The organism is Chryseobacterium sp. LJ668, from assembly GCF_019613955.1.
Classification (GTDB): domain Bacteria; phylum Bacteroidota; class Bacteroidia; order Flavobacteriales; family Weeksellaceae; genus Chryseobacterium.
Window position 1 is genome coordinate 32,690 of sequence record NZ_CP080443.1, and the last position, 19,011, is coordinate 51,700.

The window sequence follows — 19,011 nt, forward strand, 5'->3', positions numbered from 1 at the left end:
TTACGATTTTTTGGATATTAGGATTTTTGAGTTATCAGCATTCATTATTTTTTTTCGGAAATTGACGTAATCGTTATATTTTTCTTTAGAATAAATCCCCTTCTTCATATTGATGGTTCTTTTTACAACAAGCTGATCCTGTTTTTTCTCAAATGTGATCATGTAAGTACCGAAATCTGAAGTGACAAGCCCGTTTTGCGGCATTTCTTCGATTACATAATTGGCAGGAAGCTGAAAAACGATTTCATAATCATCTTCATATGAAAATCTGTTTTCAAACGGCAGCTGACGATTTTCATCTGTATGATAAAACCCTGAGGAATAAATAGGAACTGCTCTGAATATAAAACTGTCACCCATCATTTTTGAGTAATTCGAAGCTTTAAAATTCAAGTCAAAATCTATCGAAGCCAAATCTTTATTGTTCACGAAATTATTCATCTCTACATTTTCAAAATTCAGGCTCGAAAATTTAGATTTCATTGCCTCATTTTTATCTTTCTGAGAAAGTGAAATGTAAGATAAGTTAAAATCATACTGATTTCCTGTATACGAAAATTTACCTTTTCCGGAAATGGTTTTGTCAGGATTTATCTGAATATTTAAAATCTGATTCTCCTTGCTTTGCTGGGATGTATAGCTGGGAGTTTCCATGATATCAATTCCAGTAGATTTTACAGCCAGCACATTTCTATCTGTGGTTTTGTAACTCATATGATTAAATGCAATATCCTGAGATGTATTTTCTAACCAAATATTTCCTTTATCTGTAGGAATTACCAAAATAACATGATTACCACCCATTTTTGGAAACTCGACATCAAAACTTACAGGGGAAGAATTGGCATTAATGATTGCATAATAAGAGGGAATTCCTGCCTCGTCAAGAAGTGTCTTCATATAATTGGTCAAACCTTTACAGTCACCATATCCCTTTTTCTGTACCTCATCCGGCATCATCGGCTGCCATCCGCCAATACCCAGAGCCACAAAAATATATCTTGTTTTGCTTTGCATGTACTGAAATATTTTTTTCACTTTCTCTTCAGTACTTCCTGATAAGTTGAGCGCAGCAATTTCTGATTTGATCTGTGGTGTAGAGACAGATACTGGTGTCAACAGATTATTGTAATACCACAAACCGAAATCTTTCCATGAAGTGATGTTTCCTTTTTTTCCTACTAAACTAAACTGATCTAAAGAAAAACTTACTTTCGGTAAAATTTTCTGTGGATTAGGAACCAATTCTGCCTCATCGATTGCAGCAACATTTTGATAAGTATACAATTTTTCGTTTCCATTATCCTGAACATCGACAGCTGCATACTTAAATGGTGAGTCGTATGTTTTTGTACGAAGATTGATCCCTGATTTATTGAGTATTTTAAAACTGCTTTTTTCTAAAGAAATGTTGTGAGAATAAAATGGCGTAAAATCCGGGATAAAAACTGTATTCTGATCTTTCTGATCATAACTAAACTCTACTGTATATGGAAATGAAGTTGGTGTATATGAAAGAACCATCACTCTATTGTCTGAATAAAATGTTCCCTGAGAATTTGCTGCCATATCCGAAAAATCACTTTTAGAATAACTCTTCAATTTCCCGCCTTTTTCGTCATAAACAGTAACCTTCACATTTGAGATCACATCACCTTTTTCGTAATAAATTTTTGGGATAGAATAGCTTATCGCATCTTTATTCAAAATTGTAACTGCAGACAGATTTCTGTAAACAATTTCATCGATTTTATTTATTTCGACAACTGTATTTTCATTACGTATAACAGCGCTCGCATTTTTCTTTAGGCTTTCACTAATTTCAGAAACGGGGTAATTTTGTGCATAGTATAAAGATGCTATAGAAAAAGCACCTAAACAAAAAAGTTTCATCATCGTTATTTAATTTCCGCAAAAATATAAAAAATCTTAATAAAATGTTAAAAAAATGTATTTTTTTTAAAAATAGTTTAAAAAAAAAGACTCCATTTAAAATGAAGTCTTTTAAGATATTATAATACAGCTAATTATACATCAATTTTAGCATATTTTGCATTCTTTTCTATAAATTCTCTTCTTGGCGGAACCTCGTCTCCCATCAACATTGAGAATACACTGTCTGCCTCAACTGCATTATCTATGGTTACCTGCTTCAGAATTCTGTGATCAGGATTCAATGTAGTTTCCCAAAGCTGTTCAGGATTCATTTCCCCAAGACCTTTATAACGCTGAACTTCAACGCCTTTTCCGTCCGGAGACATTTCTAAAGTAAATTCTTCACGCTCTTTTTCATTGTAAGCGTACACTTTTTTATTTCCTCTTTTTAATAAATATAAAGGCGGCTGAGCGATATAAATATATCCGTTCTCAATCAGCTCTCTCATAAATCTAAAGAAGAATGTCAGAATCAAAGTAGAAATGTGAGAACCATCAATATCAGCATCGGTCATGATCACCACTTTATGGTATCTTAATTTTGCCATGTTCAAGGCCTTGCTGTCTTCTTCTGTTCCTACAGAAACGCCTAAAGCAGTATAAATATTTTTGATCTCCTCATTGTCATACACTTTGTGAAGCATTGATTTTTCGACGTTCAAAATTTTACCTCTTAAAGGTAAAATCGCCTGAAAATGTCTGTCTCTCCCCTGCTTTGCAGTTCCGCCAGCTGAATCTCCTTCGACTAAGAACAATTCAGATTCTGCGGGATCTTTAGAAGAACAGTCAGAAAGTTTTCCCGGTAATCCAGAACCTCCCATTGGAGATTTTCTCTGAACCATTTCACGGGCTTTTTTTGCAGCCTGTCTCGCTTTTGCAGCCAGTACCACTTTTTGTACGATAATTTTAGCTTCAGTTGGATTTTCTTCTAAGAAATTACTCAACATTTCACCTACGATCTTATCTACCGCACCGGAAACTTCAGAATTTCCTAGTTTTGTTTTGGTTTGTCCTTCAAACTGAGGCTCCATCACTTTTACAGAAATGATTGCTGTTAAGCCTTCACGAAAGTCATCTCCTGTAATTTCTACTTTTTCTTTAGCAGGAATTCCAAGATCATCAGCATATTTTTTTAGCGTTCTCGTCAAAGCACGTCTGAAACCTGCCAAGTGAGTTCCGCCTTCATGAGTATTGATATTATTCACATAAGAATGAAGATTTTCGGTAAATGAAGTATTGTAGCGCATTGCAACCTCCACAGGAATATCATCTCTTTCACCTTCCATGAAAATAACGTTTTCCATGATGGCTTCACGGCTTCCGTCGATATATTCTACAAATTCTCTTAATCCTCCTTCAGAATGAAAAACTTCAAAGGCAAACGACCCGTCTTCGTTAGGTTCTCTCTCATCTACAAGAGTAATCGTAATTCCTCTGTTCAAAAAAGAAAGCTCACGCATTCTTGCTGCAAGAGTATCATAATTATAAACCAATTCCTGAAAGATAGTACCATCCGGCTGAAAGAAAACTTCAGTTCCTCTTTCATCAGTCGTTCCTATTTCGGCAACATCTGCCAAGGCTTTTCCTTCTGAATATTTTTGCTGATATAATTTGCCATCACGGCTTACTGTTGCTACTAAAAGAGTTGACAGCGCATTCACACAAGATACACCCACACCATGCAGACCTCCGGAAACCTTGTAAGAATCTTTATCAAATTTTCCACCTGCTCCGATTTTGGTCATAACTACTTCAAGGGCTGACTTTTGTTCTTTTTCGTGCAAATCTACAGGAATCCCTCTACCATTATCTTTCACAGAGATACCATCTCCTTTGTGTATTGTAACTAATATCGTATCGCAATGACCCGCAAGAGCTTCGTCAATAGAGTTATCTACTACCTCATAAACCAAATGATGAAGACCTCTTACTCCTACATCTCCAATGTACATAGATGGTCTTAGACGAACGTGCTCCATGCCTTCTAATGCCTGGATACTACTAGCTGTATATTGTTTTTGACTCATATATAATTAAAGTTTTTGCCTAATGCAAAGACCTACAAATATCGTGATTTTTTTCGAGATATGAAAATTAAAAAGGATCAAAAAAGCATTAACGCTAACTAGAAAACAGTCTAAAATCTACTAGATTTCTTTAAAACAAATACTTATTTTTTAATGAATTTTTTATTGTAAATATTTTTATTAGAAATCACTTCTAATATATAATTTCCTAATGGTAAATTTTCTACATGTATCTCATTCGTATCGCCTGAAATTAGTAGTTTTCCGTCTATTGAATAGACTTTTGTTTCTTTTATTTTATCTTTAGTTTTTATCAGCAAAACATCAGAAACAGGATTAGGGAATATTTGTATATCTGAATTAATATTTTCTGTTTCAACAATACCCAATACATTTTGTGTTCTCAAATACTTTGCCGTTCCGTAAACGGTACTATTCAAGCTAACTCTGGTACTTGTAAGACATATGAATGTATAATCATCCAGCAATAAAACATCTGTAATCATACCAGTACCAGAATTAGAGTATAAATAACTGCCATTATTAAAAGTGTTATCTAATATTCCGGTACTTTCTAAACGAAATATCGCTGTTAAATTAGAACCATATCCTTGATTACCACCAAAAAATAATACTTTATTATTAGAATCAGAAACAACTTTATTTACAGATGGAAAAACGTTATTAACCGTTCCTGCAATTCCAAAATTAGTATCAATAATTCCTGAAGCAGTATATTTAGTTAGCTGATTATTTCCTTTAAGATAAAACTCACCATTTTTTTCATTGAGAATGAGATTATCTGTGAACGAAATACTTCCTGAATTTCCAAAATTCATATCTTTCGTACCATCCAGACTGTATTTACTCATTGTTATGACGTTAGGATTCGTTGATGAATCTGTGTAAGTCGCATAAATTTGATTTAGATCTGTTTTATAGAAGTCTTTTACGTTATTTATTTCAAAAGCATTACTAATACCACCATTCGGAAGTATTTTATTAATTTTATATGTGTTTGATAGCATTACAAACAATGAAGAATCATTATCAATAATCATTTTCCAAACCCCTAACGATAATGTTAAAAAACCGGCATTTCCGAATGTAGTATCAATAACACCATTAATATTGTATTTTGCAATCTTTTTGTTACAATATAAAAATATATTCTGATCATTAACAGCTATTAATGTTTGTGATTCACTAACATTGGTCATTGGTGGGATATTAGTAACCACACCATTTGATCCGAAGCTTGTATCTATTGCTCCATTAACATTTATTTTTGTTAGACTATTTGCTGCATAGATATAAATACTTCCGTCTTTAGCAATAGCCTTCGATGCATTATTTAAATAATGATTATCTTGAGAAGGATATGACGGTAATTTCCCTATATAATATTGACAGTAAGAAAATAACGGCAATAAAAAGAGTAAGAATAATATTTTTTTCATAGAAAATTATTTATGTAAAAATAAGTTTTTTTCTCAAAAGTTTTACTGATACATAAAATAAAATATAGGTTAACATTTCCTGTCTTAAGTCATGTTTAGTCTCTCTAATATATTCATTACCTTTAGTACACAAAATTGTTATTTATGGACGACTTTCTTGCAGCTCGCGCACAAATGGCCCTATCCCTCGGTTTTCATATCATTTTTGCCTGTGTCGGAATGGTAATGCCTTTTCTCATGGCGTTCGCACACTGGAAGTATCTTAAAACAGGCAACAAAATGTACAAAGGTCTCACAAAAGCCTGGAGTAAAGGTGTTGCTATTCTTTTCGCCACAGGAGCTGTTTCCGGAACAATGCTTTCTTTTGAATTAGGACTTCTCTGGCCCGGCTTTATGAAACACGCAGGACCTATTTTTGGAATGCCGTTTTCTCTTGAAGGAACTGCCTTTTTTATTGAAGCCATCGCCATAGGTTTTTTTCTTTACGGTTGGGATAAATTTAATAAATGGTTCCACTGGTTTTGCGGATTTTTGGTTGGCTTAAGCGGACTGGCCTCAGGAATTCTGGTTGTTGCCGCTAATGCATGGATGAATTCTCCTGCTGGATTTGATTATATCAACGGAAAGTATCTTAATATTGATCCTATGAAAGCAATGTTTAATGAAGCATGGTTTCCGCAGGCATTACACATGACCGTGGCTGCATTTTGTGCGACAGGGTTTGCCGTTGCAGGAGTTCATGCCTTTTTAATTATGAAAAAGAAGAATGTAGAATTTCATACCAAAGCGTTTAGAATTGCCGCCGCTTTTGCTCTTGTTGGAGCTTTTGGCGCTCCTTTAAGCGGTGATGTTGCTGCAAAATCTGTTGCCAAGCGACAGCCCATCAAATTAGCAGCAATGGAAGCGCATTTTGAAACTGAGAAAGGTGCAGCCTTCGTTATTGGAGGAATTCCTGATGAAGAAAAAGGTGAAATTAATTACGCTCTAAAAATCCCTAAAGTTTTAAGTTTTTTGGCAACCAATGATTTTAATGCAGAAGTAAAAGGTCTGAATAATTTCCCCAAAGATGAATGGCCGCCGGTTGCAGTCGTGCACTATGCCTTTCAGATCATGATTTTCTTTGGAGTTGTGATGATCTCTATTGGAAGCCTGTATTTGTATGCGTTCTTCTTTAAAAAACATTGGCTGAATAAAAACTGGCTGCTGAAAACATTTCTTTTCGCTACACCATTCGGATATATTGCTCTGGAAGCAGGCTGGACAGTCACTGAAGTTGGTAGACAGCCATGGATTATTTATGGAATCATGAGAACGGCTGATGCGGTAACTCCGATGCCGGGAATTCAATATTCATTTTACTTCTTTACTGCTATTTTTATTTCATTATCATTAATTATTATTTTCCTTTTGAGAAGACAGATACAAATGGTTCCAAGACTATATGATCCCACCGATCCACAGTTTAACCTTAAAAACAAAAAATCATGATTTACGTTGTAATAGGTTTTCTATGGCTTTCGGTTTGTCTGTACTTGATTTTAGGAGGTGCTGATTTCGGTGCCGGAATTGTGGAACTCATGTCTAAAAAGAAGACGAGGAAATACGCTGAAAAAATAATGTATGAATCGATCGCACCAGTTTGGGAAGCCAATCATATGTGGCTGATTATAGCGATTGTAATTCTCTTCGTTGGTTTTCCCGAAATTTATACAACGCTGTCAACTTATCTTCACATCCCTTTGGTTTTGATGCTTATAGGAATTATTGCAAGAGGAACAGCATTTACTTTCAGACATTATGACGCAGTGATTGACGAGTGGCAACAGGTTTATACCCAAATATTTTATTTTTCAAGTCTATTGACGCCATTTTTCTTAGGATTAATTGCAGCTGCCACTGTTTCACAATCAATCAATCCGGACGCTACTACCTTTTTTGATTTGTACATTTTTAGTTGGCTCAATTGGTTTGGTGTTGCTGTAGGATTATTTGTAGTCTCACTATGTGCATATTTAGCATCTATTTTCTCTTTAAGAGAAACAACGGACCGATTAGAGCTTGATTTAATGATCAGAAAATCATATCAAACCATAATATTTGTAGTTATTACAGGATTATTGGTGTTTTTAACTGCTTATCTTTCCGGAATTCCTTTGGTAAAATGGGTGTTTTCAAAACCACTGGGTATCATGGCAATCACTTTTGCAACTATAGCTTTAGGTTTGATCTTAAGAGCAATGAACAATAAAAAATTACTTGCGGTAAGGGTCTTGGCAGGTTTTCAGATGATTATGATTCTGGTAGCGGCAACGTATCAGCACAACCCGAATATCATTTTGTTTGCCAACGGAGAGCATCTTTCCCTGCTGGAACATATTGCGGCTCCGAAAACAATTTCCGCGTTGGCATGGGCACTGATAATGGGCTCTGTTTTTATTCTGCCTTTTTTATTTTATCTGATGTTTTCCTTTACAAAAGCAAGGAGGCAATCTTAAGGTTTATTTTTTAATTAAAACCAACTCTACTCTTCTGTTTTTAATGCGGTCGGCTTCGGTGATTTCTGGATAGATGACGGGATTGAGATGCCCCATTCCTGTGGCTTTTATTCTATTGATATCGATTCCCTGTTTTGCAAGGAATTCTTTGATGGCATTGGCTCTTGTCCACGATAGGTTAAATGTTTTCAGATCCAAGTCTTCACCATCAAAATTATCATAATCACAGCAGATGTGACCTTGCAACTCCACTTGCAGTGTCGGATTTTCTTTTAAGATATTTGACAGCCTTGTTAGATTTAGTTGTCCGCCTGGAAGCCACGCATGACGGCCACCAAAGAAACTTACATCCGGAAGAGAAAAAGTATCTTTCACTTTCATCATTGAAATTTTAGTACTCAAAAAATTTGGATACACTTTCCTTGAAATTTTCTCACCAGGAGCAAACGTTTTATCGATTAATACATCAACTCTTCTGTTTTTAGTGCGCAAATCTTCTGTACTGTTATCGTTGATCTGTTTTTCAATTCCTAACCCAACCGAACTTTTCAATTTGATATTGTTACCAATTCTGTTTTTTAAATATACATAAACAGCATCAGCACGGTTTTCTGATAATTTTCTATTCAATTCTATATTTCCTGATGGATCACAATTGCCAAAAATTCTGAATGTTAAATTACTTTTTAGTTGAGCCACACTGTCGAGTTTTGTTTTTGATTCTTGACTGAGTTCATAACTATTGTTTTTAAAGTAAACAGAATTCACCATCTGTGCATTTATTTTAATAGAAATAAAAGACAATAGAATAACTACAAAGGTTTTCATCGGTTTTTTCTTAAGAACGAGAAATAATTATTTATAGTTTATGCAAAACAAAAAATCCTGAAAAAATTTCAGGATTTTCTTTTTATTTATTTATTATTTTAGACCAATTTCATCAACACCTGCTCATCAATTTTCTCCACCTTTACCAAATTGTGTTTCGTTAACGTTTTTGAAGCCTTATCCCATTTTTTTCCGGAAAGCTGACTTCTTTCTTTAACTTCGGCTAAAGAAAATGGCTCTTCCTGAGAATTTAAAATCTCCAGAATCACTTTTTCATCTTCTCCCAATTCGATTTGAGGAACTGTTTTTTCAGGTCTCATTTGTGGGAAGAACAATACTTCCTGAATCGACGGATTATTGGTTAAAAACATGATTAATCTATCCATTCCGATTCCTAAACCTGAAGTAGGAGGCATTCCGTATTCTAAAGCTCTCAGGAAATCCTCGTCAATAAATCCTGTTGCTTCATCGTCCCCTTTTTCTGCTAATTTCAATTGATCTTCGAAACGTTCTCTCTGATCAATCGGATCATTTAATTCAGAATATGCGTTTGCAATTTCTTTTCCGCAAACCATTAATTCAAAACGCTCTGTAAGACCTTCTTTGCTTCTGTGTTTCTTGGTTAAAGGTGACATTTCTATCGGATAATCTGTAATGAAAGTCGGTTGAATAAAGTTTCCTTCACATTTTTCACCGAAAATTTCATCGATTAATTTTCCTTTACCCATTGTTTGGTTCACATCAATCCCGATAGATTTGGCAAAATCGAACAATTCCTGCTCGGTTTTTCCGGTAATATCAAAACCAGTATATTTTATAATAGCATCGGTCATTGAAACTCTCGGATATGGTGCTTCCCAGCTGATGGTATGTTCGCCAAAAGTAGATTCTGAACTTCCGTTGACAGAAGTTGCACAGAATTCCAGCAATTTCTCTGTGAAATCCATCATCCAGTTGTAGTCTTTATAAGCTACGTAAATTTCCATTGCGGTAAATTCCGGGTTGTGGGTTCTGTCCATTCCTTCATTTCTGAAATTTTTTGAGAATTCGTAAACACCGTCAAAACCACCAACGATCAATCTTTTCAGATACAATTCGTTGGCAATTCTTAAATATAAAGGAATGTCTAAAGCATTGTGATGTGTGATAAAAGGTCTTGCCGCCGCTCCACCGGGAATCGACTGTAAAATTGGAGTTTCTACCTCAAAATATCCCGCGTCATTGAAAAAAGTTCTCATCGCATTGAACAATTTTGTTCTTTTCACAAAGATTTCTTTCACCTGCGGATTCACCGTTAAATCTACGTAACGCTGTCTGTATCTCATTTCCGGATCGTTGAACGCGTCGTGCACCACTCCATTTTCATCTGTTTTTGCTTGCGGAAGCGGACGTAATGCTTTGGTAAGCAGCGTAAAATTTTTCACCAAAACCGTTTTTTCACCAACCTGAGTGGTAAACAGCGCTCCTTCAATACCGATGATATCACCGATGTCTAAAAGATGTTTGTAAACATCATTGTATAAAGTCTTATCTTCTCCCGTACAGATTTCGTCTCTGTTGAAATATACCTGAATTTTACCTGTAGAATCCTGCAATTCAGCAAAAGAAGCCTTCCCCTGAATCCTGCGTGACATTAATCTTCCTGCAATCTTCACCTGTTTACTTTCAGAAAAATCATGTTTTATAGATTCTGTAGTATCTGTAACAACGTATTCTTCTGCAGGGAATGCGTTGATTCCCATTTCAACAAGCTTATTCAGCTTTTCTCTTCTAATGATTTCCTGTTCTGATAATTGCATTATAATTCGATTTTTTCGAACTGCAAAAATAGTGAATTTTAAGTGTTTATGAAACTTGAATTTTATTTAAACTGCAAATCTTAACATTCTTAATAATCTTTTGAATTTTCAAAACCTATCCAAAAGAGAACTTTTGACATTGAATCGCTCGCAGCCCGGCCTGAGTGGAGGTCTTTTTGCGAAACGAAGTATAGCAAAAAAGCGGGAACGGCGGACATAGATGAGATATATAGGAGTTTACGAACGAAGTTCAAAGCTGCCCAAACCTGACAAAGTGGTTCGACATAGTAAATAAAAAATCAGAACCACTTCTTACGGTCATTTTCCGAAATGAAAGTCCAAGCCAAAATTCTGCTTGCTTTCTGACCTTGGGTCATTTTAATAGTTTTGACGTCAATGGATTTTACTTTCTTTAAAAGCGAATTAAATTTAAATAAATTTTCTTTTTTGGAAACCAAACACGTGAACCATAAGATATGTGAAGAATATTTGGAACTTTCTTCAATCATTTTTGAGATGAAAGCCAGCTCGCCACCTTCGCACCACAATTCGGATTGCTGCCCTCCGAAATTAAGATTTGGTTTTTGAATGTTTGATTTTTTAAGGTTTTTTGTTTTTCTGAGATTTCCTTTCATAGCAGCTTCTTCAGAATCATGAAAAGGCGGATTGCATAAAGAGAAGGTGAATTTATCCTCAGAATGAAGAATATTTCTGAATATGAAATTGGAATCCGGTTGCAATTTCAACTGAATATTTTGAGACATTTCAGGGTTTTCATCTAAAATTTTTCGAGCATTTTCTAATGATTTTTTATTGATATCTGTTCCCAACATTTCCCAGCCATACGTTTGATGAGCAATCAGCGGATACACCAGATTGGCTCCGGTTCCGATATCTAAACCTTTTATAGATGAACCTTTTGGAATTTCAACTAAATTTTCAGCTAATAAATCTGCAATATAATGAATATAATCAGCTCGTCCCGGAATAGGCGGACAAAGATTTTCATCAGGAATATCCCAGCCTTTCACGTCATAAAAAAGCTGCAAAAGAGCTTTATTAAGTAGTTTTACGGCCTTAGGAATGCTGAAATTGATGGTTAAATTTCCGTAAGCATTTTTAAAAACATAGTGTTTCAGTTCCGGCACACAAGAAATCAGTTTTTCGAAATCGTAAGAATTCCGATGGAGATTTCTTGTGTGCAGTCCTGATTTTTCGGTGGTCATGAATTATTTTTTCTGACGTAAAATATATTCTACCATTTTTTTTGCATCCTCTTTAGAGATCTGTGGGTGAGGCTGCATCAGAACATTTCCCCAGACTCCGCTTCCGCCTTCGATTATTTTTGAAGCGAGCATTTCCATATCCTTTTCAGAATATTTTGCGGCAATTTCTTTGTATGAAGGTCCTATCAAACGTTCATCTGCATTATGACACGACATACAATCAGATGCTTCTATCAAATTCTGTCCCGAAACATTGCTTGTAACAGGCGTAGAAACAGCTGAAGATTGTATTTCAGAATTTTCTTTTTTAGAACACGAAATAATAAGCAAGCTTATGATTCCTGTCACAAACAGTTTTTTCATTATTTTGTTGCCGTAGAATCTGTAGAAGGTGACGGTGCAGGAATTGCGGCTGGTGTACTGTCAACTTTAGCAGTAGAATCCGTAACTGTAGGAGCAGCAGGCTCTTCCAGCATAATGTTGCTATCTTGTGTAGACTTTTCTTCTTTCTTTGAGCAGCTTACTGCGAATAAACTTCCGATAAATGCGATTGCTAGTACTTTTTTCATATGTTCAACTTTTATTTAAGATCGTGAAACCCTACTTTTTAGTATAAAGAGTTTTTATTTGAAGGCAAAAATATAAAAATTAACTTTTAAATGAGACGGTTCAGGACTTTTTTAAATCACATTTAAATTTTCTTTTATTTTTTGTTTCATATATTAAAAAATTATTTACATTTGTCTAATGTTTAATACAAGCAACAATTTTTGGTGGTGGCACTCAAACTCTTCGTCGGGTCTGAAGCTATTATCTTGTTGCTAATTCACAGCAAGAATATTATAGAAAATATATAGACTTTGACGATTTCGTTGAAGTCTTTTTTTTGTCAACTATTTAAAATAAATTAAATGTTTACCAACAAAATCCACATAAAAACCACATCCAGAAAATCATTGGGTGACCTTCAAACCCCGATGAATATTTATCTTCAGATCAGAGATAAGTTCAGAGACACTATTCTATTGGAAAGTTCGGATATTAAAAGTACAGACAGTAACTTTTCGTTTATTGCGATTAATGCGATTGCAGGAATTGAGATCAAAAATCATCATGAATTTGAAATAAAATTCCCCAATGCAAACCCTGAAAAAAAGTCTTTGGAAAATATCAAAGTGACTGATCTGCTCAATGATTTTTCGAAAGTTTTTGTCTGTGAAAAAACAAACCAAAAAATTGAGGAGACGGCTCAGAGTCTTTTTGGTTACACAAGTTTTGATGCCGTTCCCCTTTTTGAGAAAATCGATTTTAAACCACAAAGTGAAGAAGTTGAAATCCCGATTCTCCGTTACAGACTTTATCAATATGTGATTGCGATCAATCATTACAATGACGAAATGCATTTAATTGAAAATCAAATCGATGGTGTAAAATCTGAAGCATATACTTTAGAAAATTTTATTAAAAATAAAAATTCGGTTGCTTTTCCTTTTGAAAAAATAGATGATGAGACATCAAATCTTACCGATGAAGAATATCTTGATTTAGTAGACCTTGCACAAAAACACTGCCAACGAGGCGATGTTTTCCAGCTGGTTTTAAGCAGAAGATTCCAGCAGAAATTTAGAGGTGACGAGTTCAATGTTTATCGTGCTTTGCGAAATATCAATCCTTCGCCTTATCTTTTCTTTTTTGATTATGGAAATTACAAATTATTCGGATCTAGTCCTGAAAGCCAGCTGATTATTAAAAACAACAAAGCCATCATTCATCCTATTGCCGGAACGTTTAAAAGAACAGGAAATTTTGAGGAAGATCTGCAGTCTGTAGAAAATTTGAAAAATGATGCAAAGGAAAATGCAGAACATACGATGTTGGTTGATTTGGCCCGAAATGATCTTGGAAAAATGGGGAAAAATGTGACCGTGACTAAGCTTAAAGAAATTCAGCTTTTCTCTCATGTTATTCATATGGTGAGCGAGGTTACTGCTGATTTAGAGGAAAATATCAATCCTTTTGAAGTCGTTTCTGCCACCTTTCCACAAGGAACCTTAAGCGGAGCCCCGAAATATAAAGCTCTTGAGCTCATCAACGAATATGAAAAGGATTCCCGTGGTTATTATGGCGGATGTATCGGGATGATTGGTCTTAATGGCGACTGCAATCAGGCGATTATGATCAGAACTTTTTTAAGCAAAAACAACACTTTATATTATCAGGCCGGAGCCGGATTGGTAGCAAAATCTACTCCTCAAAACGAATTGGAAGAAGTCAACAACAAGCTGAATGCTTTGAAAAAAGCGGTTGAGAAGGCTGAAAGATTGGGTTCTTATTAATTATTAAAAAAATAAAATGACAAATACTATAAAACCACTTAAAATTCTCGTCTTTGATAATTACGACAGTTTCACTTACAATCTTGTACAGATGATCGAAAAAATCATGGGTGAAAAAGTTGATGTATACCGAAATGACGAAATTTCACTGGAAGAAATTGAAAAATATGACAAAATCATTCTTTCACCAGGTCCGGGAATTCCAGAAGAAGCCGGAATTTTATTGGATTTAATAAAAAAATATGCTCCAACAAAAAGTATTCTCGGGGTCTGCCTTGGTCAACAGGCGATTGCAGAAGCTTTTGGCGGAAATCTGATTAATCTTTCAGAAATTTTTCATGGTGTTGCAACAACGTCAAAAACGATAAAAGAGGATGTAAAACTTTTCAAAAACTTACCAGAAGAAATCGAGGTTGGAAGATATCATAGTTGGGCTGTAAATAATGAGAACTTTCCTGAAGAATTAGAAATAACCGCAATTGACTTTGATGGAATGATCATGGCTTTGCAGCATAAAAAGTATGATGTGCACGGCGTTCAGTTTCACCCGGAAAGTATTCTAACATCTGATGGTGAACAAATTATCAGAAATTTTCTCTTAAATTAATTAATGATCATGAAAGAAATCCTAGAATATCTCTTCACCCACCACACTTTGTCAAAATCTGAGGCAAAGGCAATTATGATTGAGATTGCTCAAAATAAATTCAATACCGCAGAAGTGACTTCATTTATCAGTGTTTTTCTGATGCGAAATATTACTTTGAATGAACTTGATGGTTTCAGACAAGCCTTGCTGAAAATGGCCGTTCCCATTGAAATTGATGCAAGTGATGCTCTGGATATCGTAGGAACTGGTGGTGACGGTAAAAATACCATCAATATATCGACTTTAGCAGCTTTTGTCATCGCAGGAGCCGGACAAAAAGTAACGAAGCACGGCAATTACGGAGCATCTACTATTACCGGATCTTCAAATGTCCTGGAAGAACTTGGTTATCAGTTTCATAATGATTCAAACAGTCTCAATCAAGATTTAGAAAAAGCCAATATATGTTTTTTACATGCGCCTTATTTTCATCCTGCTTTGCAATCTGTCGGGGCTTTAAGAAAATCGCTGGGCCTGCGTACTTTTTTTAATCTTCTCGGTCCTTTGGTAAATCCAGCAAGGCCTCAATTCTCGGTAATCGGAGTTTATAATCTTGAGATCGCAAGAATTTATCAGTATTTATTGCAAAAAGACAATCGTGAATTCACAATTGTGCATGGTTTAGATGGGTATGACGAGATCAGTCTGACCAGTGACAGCAAAATCATTACAAAAAACAGTGAAGAAATTTATACCACAAAAGATCTTGGGTTTAACAGTTTAGATCCGCTAAGTATCGTAGCTGGAGGAAGTCCTTATGAATCAGCGAAAATCTTTAGGAATATTTTGGAAGGAAACGGAACCTTTGAACAGAATGCTGTTGTCACGGCAAATGCAGCAGTTGCACTCCAACACACCAATAAATTTGGAAATTACACCAATTGCCTTTTGTTGGCTCAAGAGAGTCTGATGAGTGGAAAAGCATTGAGAAGCTTAAATAATTTGATTCATTAAAGTTTTTAGGGCGACAATTTCCGTCTACCACTCCCACTCTTTTGCTTCGCAAAAGGAGTTCCGTTCAAGCCGGGTCGCAATTTCGTCATCAAAAAAAAATTTAGTTTTCAAAGTCCCGAAGGCACGACCTAATAAAGGATAGTATAAAATCCTATTAACTTCATGATAAAGAAAATGAACATCTTACAAACAATAATAGCCAGAAAAAAACAGGAAATTGAAGATTCAAAATCAAGTATTTCTGTACAGCAATTGAAAGATTCAGAATTTTTCGGCAGGATAACCTTATCGTTAAAAGAAACCCTGCAGTCGAGATCAGGTATTATTGCTGAATTTAAAAGACGATCGCCATCAAAAGGAATAATTAATGACAAAATTTCTCCTTTGAAAGCTGTTGCTGATTACGAAAAATACGGAGCGAGCGCAGTTTCCATTTTGACCGATACAAATTTTTTCGGGGGTAGTTTTAAAGACATTTTAAAAGTAAGAAATCATATCAATATTCCGATTTTGAGAAAAGATTTTATGATCGATGAATATCAGTTTTATGAAGCAAAAAGTATCGGAGCGGATGTTATTTTATTGATTGCTTCCTGTCTTTCTCCAGCTCAGGTTTCAGAGTTTACCGAATTATCTCACGATTTGGGTCTTGAAGTTTTGTTGGAAATTCATACAGAAGAAGAACTTCAACATATTAATAAGAATATAGATTTCGTAGGAATTAACAACAGAAATTTAAAAGATTTTAAGGTTGATTTACAACATTCCGTTAATCTGAAAAATCAGCTTCCAAAAGATGTTTTATCAATTGCCGAAAGCGGAATTTATAATATTGAAGATTTTAATTATCTAAAAGAAAAAGGCTTTGACGGATTTTTGATGGGAGAATATTTCATGAAAAATACAAATCCCGGAAAAGCTTTTGAAGAATTTATTTCCAATATAATGATGTAAGAGTTAGTAAATTTACCAATGACTGAAACCCAACAACAATCAACCGAAAACCATCAAGCAAAAATAAAAGTTTGCGGCTTAACAAAATTGGATCAGATTCAGGAATTAATTTCTATGAATGTAGATTTTCTGGGCTTTATTTTTTATGAAAAATCACCACGATATGTTTTGAATCATTTAACTGTAGAAGAAATTTCAGAAATAAATCATTCTGAAAAAGTTGGAGTTTTTGTGAATGAAAATCTAGATAGTATAATTGAGATTGCAGAAAAGGCTGATTTAAATTTAGTCCAGCTTCATGGTGACGAAAACGAAGAATTTATTTCTGATTTAAGAAAAAAACTGAACAAAAAAACTGAAATTATTAAAGTAATCAGAGTCGGAAATCAATCTTCTGATGAGTTGCAAGAAACCATCAACAGCCAACCGTCAACCATCAACTATTTACTTTTCGACACCGATTCAAAAACTTACGGCGGAACCGGAGAAACATTTGATCGGAACATTATAAATGAAATTGAAACTCCTATTCCTTATTTTTTAAGCGGCGGAATTTCTTTAGAAAATATCGAAAACATTGAACTCTTAAATCTAAAACCTTTTGCATTAGACATCAATTCAAAATTTGAAATCGAACCAGGAAATAAAGATGTAGAGAAAATAAAAAAATTACAAATCAATGAAAAACCACCACTATAAATCTAAAATTGATTGGACCGGAAACACCGGAGAATCGACAAAAAACTACCGCTCCTACGAAAGAAGTTATACTATTTGCGTTGATGGGAAAGCTGAAATAAGTGGTTCTTCTGATCCTGCATTTTTAGGAAATCCAAAGTTTCATAATCCTGAAGATTTATTGTTGGCTTCAGTTTCATCCTGTCATCTCTTATGGTATCTGCATTTTTGTTCGGTCAATAAAATTTTGGTTTTAGAATATGTAGATTTCGCAGAAGGAACAATGCTTGAGGAGGAAAACGGTAGCGGAAAATTTACAGAAATAGTTCTTAAACCTAAAATTATAGTCGCAGAAAAAAATATGATTAAAAAAGCAATCGAGCTGCATCAAAAAGCAAATGAATATTGCTTCATTGCCAACTCACTGAATTTTGAAGTGAAACATCAACCTGAAATTACTTGTAAAAATGATTAAATCAAATTATAAAAACCCAGACGAAAACGGATATTACGGAGAATTTGGAGGAGCTTTCGTTCCGGAAATGCTTTATCCAAATGTGGAAGAACTTCAAAATAATTATTTAAAAATCATTGAATCTGAAGATTTTCAAACTGAATATCAGGATTTATTGAAAAACTATGTCGGTCGTGCTACTCCACTCTATTTTGCGAAAAATTTAAGTAAAAAATACAATACAAAGATTTATCTGAAAAGAGAAGATCTCAATCATACAGGAGCTCACAAAATCAACAATGCTTTAGGACAGGTTTTACTGGCGAAACGTCTTGGAAAGCAAAGAATTATCGCAGAAACAGGAGCCGGACAACATGGAGTTGCAACCGCAACAGCTTGTGCATTATTGGGTTTGGAATGTATCGTTTACATGGGCGAAGTTGATATTGCAAGGCAGGCTCCGAATGTTGGAAGAATGAAAATGTTGGGAGCAACCGTAATTCCTGCAACTTCCGGTTCAAAAACGTTGAAAGATGCTGTCAATGAAGCTTTACGAGATTGGATTAACAACTCAACCACAACACATTATGTTATCGGAAGTGTTGTAGGGCCACATCCTTTTCCGGATTTGGTGGCAAGATTTCAATCTGTGATTTCCAAGGAAATTAAAGAGCAACTTTTTGAACAAATCGGAAGAGAAAATCCTGATTATGTGATTGCCTGTGTTGGTGGCGGAAGTAATGCAGCAGGAACTTTCTATCATTTTGTGGATGAAGAAAATGTGAAAATCATTGCCGCTGAAGCTGGAGGTTTTGGCGTTGAATCTGGGAAGTCGGCTGCAACAACATTTCTCGGAACTTTAGGTGTTTTGCACGGAAGCAAAAGTTTGGTTATGCAGACAAAAGACGGACAGGTTATTGAGCCTCATTCGATTTCCGCTGGTTTGGATTATCCGGGAATTGGTCCATTTCACGCCAATTTATTTCAGGAAAACCGTGCAGAATTTTTCAGCATTAATGATGATGATGCGTTGAAATCTGCGTTTGAACTGACAAAACTGGAAGGAATTATTCCTGCTTTGGAAAGCGCTCATGCTTTGGCAGTTTTAAATAAGAAAAAGTTTAACGAAAATGATATTGTTGTCATCTGTTTAAGCGGCCGCGGTGATAAGGATATGGAAACGTATTTAAAAGAAATTAGAATTTAGATACTAGAA

General features: G+C 35.0%; 17 protein-coding genes. 9 read left to right on the forward strand and 8 right to left on the reverse strand.

Features of this window, described 5'->3' with window-relative positions:
- The 3 genes from K0U91_RS00180 to K0U91_RS00190 form a co-directional block, all read right to left on the reverse strand.
- On the reverse strand, nt 1-1,896 hold the full coding sequence (locus tag K0U91_RS00180) for a DUF3857 domain-containing protein (RefSeq protein WP_220179482.1): 1,896 nt from the start codon (nt 1,894-1,896) through the stop codon (nt 1-3).
- Between the two features lie 131 nt (nt 1,897-2,027).
- On the reverse strand, nt 2,028-3,962 hold the full coding sequence (gyrB, locus tag K0U91_RS00185; RefSeq protein WP_219968563.1) for a DNA topoisomerase (ATP-hydrolyzing) subunit B: 1,935 nt from the start codon (nt 3,960-3,962) through the stop codon (nt 2,028-2,030).
- 143 nt (nt 3,963-4,105) lie between these two features.
- On the reverse strand, nt 4,106-5,422 hold the full coding sequence (locus K0U91_RS00190) for a T9SS type A sorting domain-containing protein (protein WP_220179483.1): 1,317 nt from the start codon (nt 5,420-5,422) through the stop codon (nt 4,106-4,108).
- Nucleotides 5,423-5,566: 144 nt separating this feature from the next.
- Here K0U91_RS00190 and K0U91_RS00195 point away from each other — a divergent pair, with 144 nt between their 5' ends.
- On the forward strand, nt 5,567-6,910 hold the full coding sequence (locus tag K0U91_RS00195; protein ID WP_220179484.1) for a cytochrome ubiquinol oxidase subunit I: 1,344 nt from the start codon (nt 5,567-5,569) through the stop codon (nt 6,908-6,910).
- On the forward strand, nt 6,907-7,917 hold the full coding sequence (locus K0U91_RS00200; protein ID WP_220179485.1) for a cytochrome d ubiquinol oxidase subunit II: 1,011 nt from the start codon (nt 6,907-6,909) through the stop codon (nt 7,915-7,917). Before K0U91_RS00195 ends, K0U91_RS00200 begins: the two co-directional genes overlap by 4 nt.
- Before the next feature lie 3 nt (nt 7,918-7,920).
- Here K0U91_RS00200 and K0U91_RS00205 read toward each other — a convergent pair whose 3' ends face one another.
- The 5 genes from K0U91_RS00205 to K0U91_RS00225 all read right to left on the reverse strand — a co-directional run bounded on the left by K0U91_RS00205 (nt 7,921) and on the right by K0U91_RS00225 (nt 12,339).
- Nucleotides 7,921-8,745: an OmpA family protein gene (locus K0U91_RS00205; protein WP_220179486.1), complete on the reverse strand. Its 825-nt coding sequence runs from the start codon at nt 8,743-8,745 to the stop codon at nt 7,921-7,923.
- 98 nt (nt 8,746-8,843) lie between these two features.
- Entirely contained in the window at nt 8,844-10,544 is a 1,701-nt protein-coding gene (gene lysS / locus K0U91_RS00210) for a lysine--tRNA ligase (RefSeq protein WP_220179487.1), read from the reverse strand.
- A gap of 299 nt (nt 10,545-10,843) precedes the next feature.
- The gene (gene rlmF / locus K0U91_RS00215; protein ID WP_220179488.1) at nt 10,844-11,770 is read right to left on the reverse strand and encodes a 23S rRNA (adenine(1618)-N(6))-methyltransferase RlmF; all 927 of its coding nucleotides are present in this window, start codon (nt 11,768-11,770) and stop codon (nt 10,844-10,846) included.
- 3 nt (nt 11,771-11,773) lie between these two features.
- Nucleotides 11,774-12,133 carry a c-type cytochrome gene (locus K0U91_RS00220; RefSeq protein WP_220179489.1) on the reverse strand — a complete coding sequence of 120 codons (360 nt, stop codon included), beginning with the start codon at nt 12,131-12,133 and terminating at the stop codon, nt 11,774-11,776.
- The gene (locus K0U91_RS00225) at nt 12,133-12,339 is read right to left on the reverse strand and encodes a hypothetical protein (protein ID WP_219968555.1); all 207 of its coding nucleotides are present in this window, start codon (nt 12,337-12,339) and stop codon (nt 12,133-12,135) included. Before K0U91_RS00225 ends, K0U91_RS00220 begins: the two co-directional genes overlap by 1 nt.
- 342 nt (nt 12,340-12,681) lie before the next feature.
- Here K0U91_RS00225 and K0U91_RS00230 point away from each other — a divergent pair, with 342 nt between their 5' ends.
- The 7 genes from K0U91_RS00230 to trpB all read left to right on the forward strand — a co-directional run bounded on the left by K0U91_RS00230 (nt 12,682) and on the right by trpB (nt 19,002).
- Entirely contained in the window at nt 12,682-14,106 is a 1,425-nt protein-coding gene (locus tag K0U91_RS00230; RefSeq protein WP_220179490.1) for an anthranilate synthase component I family protein, read from the forward strand.
- A gap of 16 nt (nt 14,107-14,122) precedes the next feature.
- Complete coding sequence (locus K0U91_RS00235) at nt 14,123-14,713, forward strand: anthranilate synthase component II (RefSeq protein WP_220179491.1); 591 nt, start codon at nt 14,123-14,125, stop codon at nt 14,711-14,713.
- A gap of 9 nt (nt 14,714-14,722) precedes the next feature.
- Nucleotides 14,723-15,709, forward strand: a complete 987-nt coding sequence (gene trpD, locus K0U91_RS00240) for an anthranilate phosphoribosyltransferase (RefSeq protein ID WP_220179492.1) — start codon at nt 14,723-14,725, stop codon at nt 15,707-15,709.
- Between the two features lie 174 nt (nt 15,710-15,883).
- Complete coding sequence (trpC, locus tag K0U91_RS00245; protein ID WP_220179493.1) at nt 15,884-16,663, forward strand: indole-3-glycerol phosphate synthase TrpC; 780 nt, start codon at nt 15,884-15,886, stop codon at nt 16,661-16,663.
- Nucleotides 16,664-16,681: 18 nt separating this feature from the next.
- Nucleotides 16,682-17,362 (forward strand): phosphoribosylanthranilate isomerase, encoded by a 681-nt coding sequence (locus K0U91_RS00250; protein ID WP_220179494.1) that lies wholly within the window; start codon nt 16,682-16,684, stop codon nt 17,360-17,362.
- Complete coding sequence (locus K0U91_RS00255; protein ID WP_220179495.1) at nt 17,343-17,816, forward strand: OsmC family protein; 474 nt, start codon at nt 17,343-17,345, stop codon at nt 17,814-17,816. The genes K0U91_RS00250 and K0U91_RS00255 overlap by 20 nt, the downstream gene beginning before the upstream one ends.
- Nucleotides 17,809-19,002 (forward strand): tryptophan synthase subunit beta, encoded by a 1,194-nt coding sequence (gene trpB, locus K0U91_RS00260; RefSeq protein WP_220179496.1) that lies wholly within the window; start codon nt 17,809-17,811, stop codon nt 19,000-19,002. The genes K0U91_RS00255 and trpB overlap by 8 nt, the downstream gene beginning before the upstream one ends.
- Nucleotides 19,003-19,011: the final 9 nt, after the last annotated feature.

Excerpts from the sequence above, each read along its gene's own strand:
- K0U91_RS00180 (WP_220179482.1), bottom strand. The coding sequence starts at position 1,896 with ATGATGAAACTTTTTTGTTTAGGTGCTTTTTCTATAGCATCTTTATAC.
- gyrB (WP_219968563.1), bottom strand. The coding sequence starts at position 3,962 with ATGAGTCAAAAACAATATACAGCTAGTAGTATCCAGGCATTAGAAGGC.
- K0U91_RS00190 (WP_220179483.1), bottom strand. The coding sequence starts at position 5,422 with ATGAAAAAAATATTATTCTTACTCTTTTTATTGCCGTTATTTTCTTAC.
- K0U91_RS00195 (WP_220179484.1), top strand. The coding sequence starts at position 5,567 with ATGGACGACTTTCTTGCAGCTCGCGCACAAATGGCCCTATCCCTCGGT.
- K0U91_RS00200 (WP_220179485.1), top strand. The coding sequence starts at position 6,907 with ATGATTTACGTTGTAATAGGTTTTCTATGGCTTTCGGTTTGTCTGTAC.
- K0U91_RS00205 (WP_220179486.1), bottom strand. The coding sequence starts at position 8,745 with ATGAAAACCTTTGTAGTTATTCTATTGTCTTTTATTTCTATTAAAATA.
- lysS (WP_220179487.1), bottom strand. The coding sequence starts at position 10,544 with ATGCAATTATCAGAACAGGAAATCATTAGAAGAGAAAAGCTGAATAAG.
- rlmF (WP_220179488.1), bottom strand. The coding sequence starts at position 11,770 with ATGACCACCGAAAAATCAGGACTGCACACAAGAAATCTCCATCGGAAT.
- K0U91_RS00220 (WP_220179489.1), bottom strand. The coding sequence starts at position 12,133 with ATGAAAAAACTGTTTGTGACAGGAATCATAAGCTTGCTTATTATTTCG.
- K0U91_RS00225 (WP_219968555.1), bottom strand. The coding sequence starts at position 12,339 with ATGAAAAAAGTACTAGCAATCGCATTTATCGGAAGTTTATTCGCAGTA.
- K0U91_RS00230 (WP_220179490.1), top strand. The coding sequence starts at position 12,682 with ATGTTTACCAACAAAATCCACATAAAAACCACATCCAGAAAATCATTG.
- K0U91_RS00235 (WP_220179491.1), top strand. The coding sequence starts at position 14,123 with ATGACAAATACTATAAAACCACTTAAAATTCTCGTCTTTGATAATTAC.
- trpD (WP_220179492.1), top strand. The coding sequence starts at position 14,723 with ATGAAAGAAATCCTAGAATATCTCTTCACCCACCACACTTTGTCAAAA.
- trpC (WP_220179493.1), top strand. The coding sequence starts at position 15,884 with ATGAACATCTTACAAACAATAATAGCCAGAAAAAAACAGGAAATTGAA.
- K0U91_RS00250 (WP_220179494.1), top strand. The coding sequence starts at position 16,682 with ATGACTGAAACCCAACAACAATCAACCGAAAACCATCAAGCAAAAATA.
- K0U91_RS00255 (WP_220179495.1), top strand. The coding sequence starts at position 17,343 with ATGAAAAACCACCACTATAAATCTAAAATTGATTGGACCGGAAACACC.
- trpB (WP_220179496.1), top strand. The coding sequence starts at position 17,809 with ATGATTAAATCAAATTATAAAAACCCAGACGAAAACGGATATTACGGA.